This is a genomic window from Niallia endozanthoxylica (assembly GCF_008710145.1).
Lineage (GTDB): Bacteria > Bacillota > Bacilli > Bacillales > Cytobacillaceae > Bacillus_BD > Bacillus_BD endozanthoxylica.
Window position 1 is genome coordinate 37903 of record NZ_VYKL01000044.1, and the last position, 8847, is coordinate 46749.

Below are 8847 nucleotides of genomic sequence, written 5' to 3' on the forward strand. Positions count from 1 at the left end.
AATAGAACCGTCTATTATCTATATGTGGGTGAACGGGGGTGAAGGGGTGATGTTTAAGTCATTGATATATGTTGTATTAATGATTTTTCTTATTGTCATACTTGGTAGTGTTTTGTTAGAACAATTTCCTCAATTAGTGCCATTATGGAATGAATTTAAGGCAATCATAGTTGAACTTTATGAATCATCAAAAGTCAAATATGGAACGATTGCTACAATCGCGATTATCGTTGCTGTTGCTATGATGATTGGTACTAGTCGTATTGGATAAGAGAAGCAGGGAAGAGGCGATAGGATGTTTAGTAAGAAGAAACGATTTTCTACGGAACAATACGATGAGCATCAGAAAATCGAACAATTATCTAAAAAGAAAAAAGTTAAAAATAGATCGATTAGACCTAGAGGGTTTATTGCAAGGAAGGTAGGTGTTATCTCGTTTTGGACCTTATTTGGGTTCATGCTGCTTGTTGTTTTTGTAAATGTGTTTGGTAGTTCGGATGAAGTAAATGCTGATCAGAAAATCGAAATTAAAACTAATAAGGCCATGTCGCAAGAAGCTGTACAATTTGCAAAAGATTTCTCTCAAGATTATTTTACATGGGTGAATTCTACAGAAGGTATCAAACAACGTCAGGAAGCATTGGCTAAATACTTAGGGAGTAATTTAAATGAACATGCAGGCCTTGGAATTGACAACTTATCGTGGAACTCCCAATTTGTTGATGCAGTAGTAAAAGGTACAGAAGATAAAGGAAATAATATTTCTACTATTACATTGAAAGTAAACTTTAAGCTTTATCAATTTGAGGAAGATGGTGTAACGGTAAAGGACGAAAAAGCAGGAGTTAAATATTTCGTAGTTCCGGTTGCTTATGATGGACAGTCTTTTGGTATTTATGAATTGCCAAAATTCACTTATGTACAAGAAGGAACAATACTAGATAAGGTAACTTATCCAAAACTAAAACGTGCTGAAGAAAAAGATACTACAGAAGTCAGAGGGTTTTTGACAACCTTTTTCCGTAGTTATGCGGAAGATCCCCAGGATCAATTAAACTATCTTTTAGCTAAAGATGATGTCATTCAAGGTTTAAATAAAACCATGGCATTTGACAAAGTAAAGAGTGCAGAAATATTTAAAGCCAATGAAAATAAAGAATTTGTGGTTTATACGGAGGTTACTTTTATTGATCCTGATTCAGGTATTCCTTTTGATACAAACTATCAACTTACAGTAGTACAGAAAAATGGAAAATATGTGATGAGTGGAATCGATGAACATAAAGGGCAATCAGTAAAATAACTTGCTGTTGATTTCAATGAGAAAGAAGAAAAAAATGGATAAATAAGAAATAGACAATGGGGTGAGTTAAATGGGTTTGGAAGAAATATTCAATTGGGTTAAAGAGCAAGCAGGATATGTGCTCATGATTGTGTTAATTGTGGTTGTTTTAGTAACAGCTGCAAAACGAGCCTGGATTGCCATGTTAGGTGCTGTTATTGGTATCGCGTTTGTAGGGATCTTTATCGTAAATCCAAACGTTATTGTGAATTTGTCTGAATGGTTTGGAGAAAAATTAAAGCTGGGTGCTTAATTATTTAACGGCTAGAAAGGAATACTCATGGAAAAAAATCAACGAGTATTGTTGCTTGTTTTAAATGACTTTTTAAAGTTTGATAGAAAAATTTATCAGTTATTTGGATTGAAATTGGGAAGACCCCTAAAATTAAAGACATTACTTTATTTCTTATTCATCTTGATTTTAGAAGTGGTACTTTACTTTACCCCTGTACTGGGATTCCCCCTTCACTTGTTACCAGAATCGTTTCTTTTAATTATACCGGCCTTTTTGGCTTATCTGCTATCAGATATTCCAGCAGAAGGGCGTATGCCATTGGCATTCTTAAGATCCTTTTTACTCTATCAATATAGGAAAATGAAAAAAGTAACTTATTGTCGGGGGAGAGAAATTCAAAAGCCAACTAAATATGTGTTCTCTGGTTATGCCACAGTAAGTGTAGACAAACAGAAAAAGTTCAAAGGAATAAGGGTAAAAATGAATCCTCAAATCTCGATTTCTTATACTTTCGGGAGGGATTGGAAGAGAAAGGAACATGCCGATGAGAGCAGTACTTGATTTCCCAATTAAACATATTGATCAAAATTTAGTATTTGGAAAAGATGGAACGGTGACGGCATATTACAGGATTTCTGGATTTAACTATGACTTTCTAGATCATGATGATAAGTTCATTCCATTCGTTAAGCAACGATCTTTCTTAGAAAACAATAGTAGCGATTTACATTTTATTTTAGAACCTTTTCCCACCAATGTTGAAGAGATAATTGACAATACGATTGCTGAAATTAAAGAAAAAGATTATTTATTACGACAAAGCGGGATTAGATATCTGAGTATTTTGAAAGATACTATTTCTAAACAAAAGAACATTACGGAAACAAGCGAAAACATTCAGTATATCGGAATTCAGTTAAATCCACAAAGCAATAGATACGAAGACAGTAATTATGGAACTTCTGCTTTCAAAATCATAAAAGAATTTCTGAAGGGATTAAATTCTCCGGTTAATAAAGCGGTGGGATTGCACGCAACAGACATTTTAACTGATGAGATTCTTGCTTGGAAACAACAAGCTGAAATTGTGAGAGAGTCTCTAGCTTCAGCTTATAACTGCCTAGTTCAATCAGCAACACAGGCTGAATGTATTTATTTAATTGAGAAGGAAACCTCTGTTTCTCCCTCAAATAATGATGTAGAAGTCAGACATAATTATACTTTCGGTGAAAAGGTAAGAGGAATGAATAAAGAGGGGATGGAACATGAAGCAGTTCGACCACATGAGATGGGATTTGTGGAGCTGCAGGACGCTAATATTGAGGAAATATCGCCAACCTCACTTTTAATTAGCAAAATTATTGAGGATAAAGAAAAGAAGCTGTACACTCGTTATTTTGTTGCCAAACAATTGAATACGGAGAACTATTTTCCTGGATTTGAATGGTTGTATCATTTGCAGTCAAAAGTGCCATTTCCAGTATCGGTATCCATCAGAGCCTATTATCAGTCAAATAAATTGATGCTGAAGAAGCTGTCAGATAAACGTTTAGAATATCAAGACCAACGGGAAGAGGCTAATAAGGCTGGCAGCTCAACTGATTTGAGCTTGAACCAATCAGAAAAAGGGACCATTCAAGCAGAAAGTTTATTCAGCAAAACTGGAATTCCGGCATATTCATGCTCATTTGTATTTAAAGTATCTGCAGAAAGTGAAAAAGAATTAGAGATTCGCTCCAGAAGGCTAAAAGATGAGCTAAGTACATATGGGATTAAGATTGTTGCACCATACGGGGAACAATTAAATCTCATGATGGAAAAACTGCCTGGCAGCCGTCAAATTAATAATGATTATAAAATTGAAGTGGAAAGTGGCGTATTGTCGGGAATGATGTTTGGGGCAACCACCAATATTGGCGATAATCGGGGCTTCTTTATTGGCTATACTGAACGTCTGCAACGTCCCGTATTTATCCAACCAGATCTTGCTGCTAAATCATTTGAAGGCCTAAATAATATTGAAGACTCCATTTCAGCTCTTGTGGCCGGAGCAACTGGAAAAGGGAAATCCTTCTTTATGAACCTTTACACGTATTTATCAGTGTTAACGGGTTCGCAAGCTTTAATCATTGATCCAAAAGGAGATAGAAAAGGTTGGAATAGCCTCCCTATGATTCCTTCTGAATACATTTCAAAATGGACATTGGGAGCAGATAGGAAAGACGCAGGCTGTCTTGATCCTTTCCGAACAAGTGTTGATGTGGAAGAAGGAAAAAATCATGCGTTGGATATTCTTTCTTATCTCGTAGGTGTGGATATTCAAGATATTGGCTACACCATTTTGAGTGATGCTGTTGAACAGGTGAAGAATATGCCAGATCCATGTATCGGAGCCGTTATCTCATATCTAGAAAATCAATATGAAAATCCAGACGAAAAGATGTCCGAAAAACGCTTTACTGCATTAGAAACAATCAAAAATACACTAGTGTCTTTGAAGCGACAATCACTATCTCTATTACTCTTTGGAGAAGTTGGTCAAGACTACAATACTATGAAGATTGATAAACCAATACAAATTCTTATGGTTCAAAATTTGAATTTGCCGGATGGTTCATCAGAAAAGCTAAGACCATCTGAAAAAATATCAGAAGCAATTCTTATTTCCATTACTGCTTTTACAAAGCAATATATGTTCACGCAGGATAGAAGTCGCCACAAAGTCATTTTGCAAGATGAGGCAAGTGCTATTGATAATACGCCTGTTGGACGAGAGTTAATGAATTTTATTGTACGAATGGGTCGTTATTATAATACTACTCTGTTAAAAGGATCCCAAAATGCCACGGATCATAATAAAGATGTAGCAAATATAGGGATGAAGTTCAGCTTTGGTTTACGTACCAAGCAAGAGGCTATGGAGATGCTCGAATTCTTAAATCTTCCACAAACCAATACAAACATTAATAGGATCCGCAACATGAGCAAAGGAAATTGTTTATTCCAAGATATATATGGCCGTTCGGCTATTATCCAAATTGATCCGGTTTTTGCGGACTTAGCAAAAGCGTTTGACTCTTCTACTTCTACTGAAGAAGAACGGGAGAGAGAAAGAAAACGGAGAGGTTATGTTAATCAATTACCAGATGAATCGACAAATACAGAAGAAACACCAAAAGAGCAAGAAGGAGCCATTGTATAACTCAAAGAAAGGGGAGAGTAATTTAATGCAACAGTTATTAAGGAATGTATTGCTGTGTATGGGAGTTATTTTATTACTTGTGGGGTGTTCTGAGAAGGAAGCATCACAAGTTGAGAAAAGTTATGAAGAATATGATATAGCAGCTGAAGAGCATCTTCTAAATGAAATGTTGATCGATAAAAAGGAAACAGGAGAAAAATATGAAATTGTAGCATTTAATGGTTTTGAAGAAAAGTATAATCAAATGTTATATCGAGTAACCTACTATAATCCTGAAATTAAAAAAGATAGTTTGTATATGATAAGTGTTGTAAAAAAAGGTGGGGAATACGAAGCTGAAGATTCAATTTTTTCTATAAAAGGGGATCATTTTAGAAAGGATCCATTAAAAATTGAGGTACTAAGAGAAGACCAAAGAAGTCTCAGTTCCATAGATAACGGACAACTAGAACGACTAATTGAAAAGTATCCAGAAAAATCATCTATTGTGCATGAATATACAGTTTCCCAATAAAAGGGGGCGATTAAATAGCTATGAGAGAAAATTATAAAATATTTATTGTATTTTCCTTGATTATATTAGTTTCAACTAGCCTATTTTCTACGCCGTTATTTGCTACAGAAACAGAAGTTACAACTTATCCAGAAGCAAACAATGAGAATAGCAATAAACAGGAAATTCAACTTGGTCCGGAAGATCCGATGTATGGTTCACACTATGGGCATTATCAAGGTAATAACATCTACTATACGCTTGACCTTGCCAGTCCGAAAGATTTAGAAGAGCAGGGGTGGTTTAGTCAAGCATGGGATTTTATTTCGTTACAAGTTGTAGATGAAAAAATATCTGAGTCCTTACATTATTCAATTTTCTTTATTGTAGATATGAGCTTTAAACTTAATGTATTTATGACAAATATAATGTTGGCTATTCTAAACTTTGCTTATAATACCAATATTTTAAATTCGCTAGTAGATAGTACAGAAGGGACAATCAAGAGCTTAACTGGGATATCAGGTACGAGCTTCGGAAACACTGGGTTATTTGGTGGGTCTTTAGGGCTTATTGCATTGCTAGTTGCACTTTATACTTTGTATCAGTTTATCATTAAAAAAGCGTCTATTTCAGCCTTTAGTGGTATTTTAAAGTCAGTATTCGCTTTGACGTTAGCTTTGTTATTTTTTAGTAACTATGCAGATGTATTGAAAGGGGCACACACAGTGTCAATTGATTTATCAGCTGCTTTGTTGTCCGGAAGTATTGATATAAACGTTGATGAGTCAAATGGTGTTATTGAAAATACTACAGTTCGTGAAAAAATGAACGATAATATTTTTACAATGTTTGTTCACAAGCCATATCTCATGCTGCAGTATGGAACAACTACAGAGGAAGAGATTGGTTCAGAGCGAGTAGAAGAATTACTGAAAATCCAAAAAAGTGAGGAAAGAACAGATATTGTTGTCAAAGAAGTTACAGAAAAGGGTAATGATACTTTAACATATGCAAGTGTTGTTAATCGTCTTGTATTTGTAGGAGTGATGACAATTACGAATGCGGTTAGTTCCATTCCTATCTTTCTATTAGCATTATTCCTCGTGATTTTCCAATTTTGGTTTCTAGTGATTGCACTAATTGCACCGTTTGTATTTTTGTGGAGCGCTATGCCAAACCAATTTGGTGTGTTAAAACGATACTTTTTTGAAATGTCTATACCGCTTTTATTAAAGATGGGCTTATCAGTTATCGCTTTGGTCATTTTCGGTATTACGGATGTTCTATATAACCTTGATACACTGGGTGGAGGAACACAAGGGTATATCATTACAACACTGCTTCAAAGTTTAATCCTTTTTACCTTATTCCTCTTGAGGAAACGCATATTTAATGTATTCTCACTGGGTTCAAAAGAACTTAGCATAATGAGAGAACAAATGAATTCCACATTTATCAATCCAGCGAAAAAAGGTATAAGCAATACATTAACAACAGGTGGTGCTATAGTTGGCGCAGTAGCAGCTGGACCACAAGGTGCTATGCTGGGGGCCAATATAGGTGGCTCTTTGGGTAATGCTGTGACTGGAGAGTCTGACTTGTCGGAAATGACAAGAGGAGCTTCCATTAACATGATGATGATGGACCGAATGAATCGACAGGCCCAAACGAGATCAGATAATAACCTATCTGAAGTGAATTTAGGTGATTCGGCAGCAATAACTAATGAAAACAATAATGAAGTATTAACTCAACAACATTTGTTAGAAGAAACGGTCCAGTCCACTACGGGTGAAATGGAAACGAATAATGTAATTGGAGATAGTGAAAAGCAAGCAGGTCAACCAATGGAAGCAACCTTAGATAGAAATGGGCAACACCAATTGAACAGTACATCCGATGGAAGACTTACAAAAGGTATTCAAAATGAAAGACCTCAATTAGAAGAAAGAGATAATGTACTAAGGTCAGGTAGAGATATTAATGGGGTAAATGATTTATCTTCTTCCTCGATTCAAGGCAGCTCAATATATAACCAGACTGGTCAATCAATACCATTGCAAGGTCCTAGACTTGAGAGTACACCTGTAGATCACTCTTCACCACCTATACTTGATTACAACTTCGATCAAGCTAATCACCAATACGTCGAGGAGAACAGTGACCGACCAATTAATCTTGAAAAAACAAATGTAGATAGAACGGATCTAGATGACTAACAAAGTGAGTGATATATGATGGATCCTAAAACGAAAAATATCTTGAATAATGGCATGATTGGAGTAGCCTTTGTACTTCTAACATTATCTTTGATAGTGGGGAGAAGTATGGAATCCGAGCAAAAAGAAAAGGAAGTAATCAAACAGCAAAGAGAAGGTGAGGATTTTTCTTTTATCAGTCCTTCTGCAGAAGATAATAGAGTAAAAGAAAATGAGATTGATAGTTCAAGTGATTTGCAAAAAATGGAATCAAACAAAGATCTAGTCGAGGTAATAGAGGATGGAAATCAAGGAGAAATCGCAGATATTAAGGAATTGAAGGATTTCTTTTCTGAAGGAGATATTAACTCTTCTAAAGAAATAGCGAGAAAATTCTCTAAAAAATACTATCCATTTAATGGTGAAGATCCATTATCTCATGTAGAGAATGCAAAACAATATATGACTTCAGATTTATATAATCAATTATCAAAAGAGGTTCCAAGACCGACTTTATCTATATTTAATAAGACGGTAAAGACTATTGAATTGTACGAGCCGTATGATGTTTCCAATAAAGAGATTGTCTGGATGTCACGAATAAATGGAACAGTACATAATGGCGAAGGCAACATAACAAAGGAAGAGGTATTAGAATATAGACTAAATCTGATTAAGGAAGCAGAGGGATTTAAAGTGAACAATGTGAAAATAACTTTAATAAATTAGGTACTAAATCTATGAAAAAATCAAAATGGATTTTCATTTTATCCATTCCTTTGTTAGCTATTTTGATATTTTTAACAATATTAGTGGTCTCAATGGGAACTTCTTTACTATCAATTTTTACCGAAGATAAAACTGAATTTAATGGTATGTATTTAGGTCCAATAGGTGAACAGGAAATTCCTGCAGAATTTATTCCAATTTATCAAAGAGCAGCAGAACAATACGGCTTAGATCAGTGGATTATTCTAGCTGCCATTCATCGGGTAGAAACCAGATTCTCAACTCTTGGTGTTATGGAATCACCGGTTGGGGCAACGGGGCCTGTCCAGTTTATGCCATGTACTTGGATGGGATGGAGTCACCCCTCCTGTGGAGGATTAGGAAGGGGAGGTATATCCAATGGGGATTTAATAAATCCTGAATTAATCACAAAATATGGAGGCTATGGCGTAGATGCTAATGGGGATGGTAAAGCTGACCCCAGTGATATTGAAGATGCTATTTTTTCAGCAGCTAAATATCTTACTGCCAATATGTCAATGGATGGGAAATATTCGGATCCCTTAAAAAATGCTGTATATGCTTATAACCATGCCGATTGGGTGCGTCCGTAAGGGCGATATAAAGATCGGGTCCTTGGCAAGA

9 protein-coding genes are annotated in these 8847 nt (G+C 35.4%); all 9 read left to right on the forward strand.

Features of this window, described 5'->3' with window-relative positions; translation table 11 throughout:
• Positions 1-49 precede the first annotated feature (49 nt).
• The 9 genes from F4V44_RS23225 (at position 50) to F4V44_RS23265 (ending at position 8816) form a co-directional block, all read left to right on the forward strand.
• On the forward strand, positions 50-271 hold the full coding sequence (locus F4V44_RS23225; RefSeq protein ID WP_191090824.1) for a hypothetical protein: 222 nt from the start codon (positions 50-52) through the stop codon (positions 269-271).
• 24 nt (positions 272-295) lie between these two features.
• Positions 296-1303, forward strand: a complete 1008-nt coding sequence (locus F4V44_RS23230; protein WP_150442390.1) for a conjugal transfer protein — start codon at positions 296-298, stop codon at positions 1301-1303.
• 70 nt (positions 1304-1373) lie between these two features.
• Positions 1374-1595 (forward strand): hypothetical protein, encoded by a 222-nt coding sequence (locus F4V44_RS23235; protein WP_150442391.1) that lies wholly within the window; start codon positions 1374-1376, stop codon positions 1593-1595.
• Positions 1596-1622: 27 nt separating this feature from the next.
• Entirely contained in the window at positions 1623-2138 is a 516-nt protein-coding gene (locus F4V44_RS23240) for a TcpE family conjugal transfer membrane protein (RefSeq protein WP_150442392.1), read from the forward strand.
• Entirely contained in the window at positions 2116-4779 is a 2664-nt protein-coding gene (locus F4V44_RS23245; RefSeq protein ID WP_223882013.1) for an ATP-binding protein, read from the forward strand. Before F4V44_RS23240 ends, F4V44_RS23245 begins: the two co-directional genes overlap by 23 nt.
• Before the next feature lie 25 nt (positions 4780-4804).
• Entirely contained in the window at positions 4805-5293 is a 489-nt protein-coding gene (locus F4V44_RS23250; protein ID WP_150442393.1) for a hypothetical protein, read from the forward strand.
• 20 nt (positions 5294-5313) lie between these two features.
• Positions 5314-7494, forward strand: a complete 2181-nt coding sequence (locus tag F4V44_RS23255; protein ID WP_150442394.1) for a glycine zipper family protein — start codon at positions 5314-5316, stop codon at positions 7492-7494.
• Between the two features lie 15 nt (positions 7495-7509).
• Positions 7510-8202, forward strand: a complete 693-nt coding sequence (locus F4V44_RS23260) for a hypothetical protein (RefSeq protein ID WP_150442395.1) — start codon at positions 7510-7512, stop codon at positions 8200-8202.
• 11 nt (positions 8203-8213) lie between these two features.
• Positions 8214-8816, forward strand: coding sequence for a lytic transglycosylase domain-containing protein (locus F4V44_RS23265; protein ID WP_150442396.1), 603 nt, complete (start codon positions 8214-8216; stop codon positions 8814-8816).
• Positions 8817-8847: the final 31 nt, after the last annotated feature.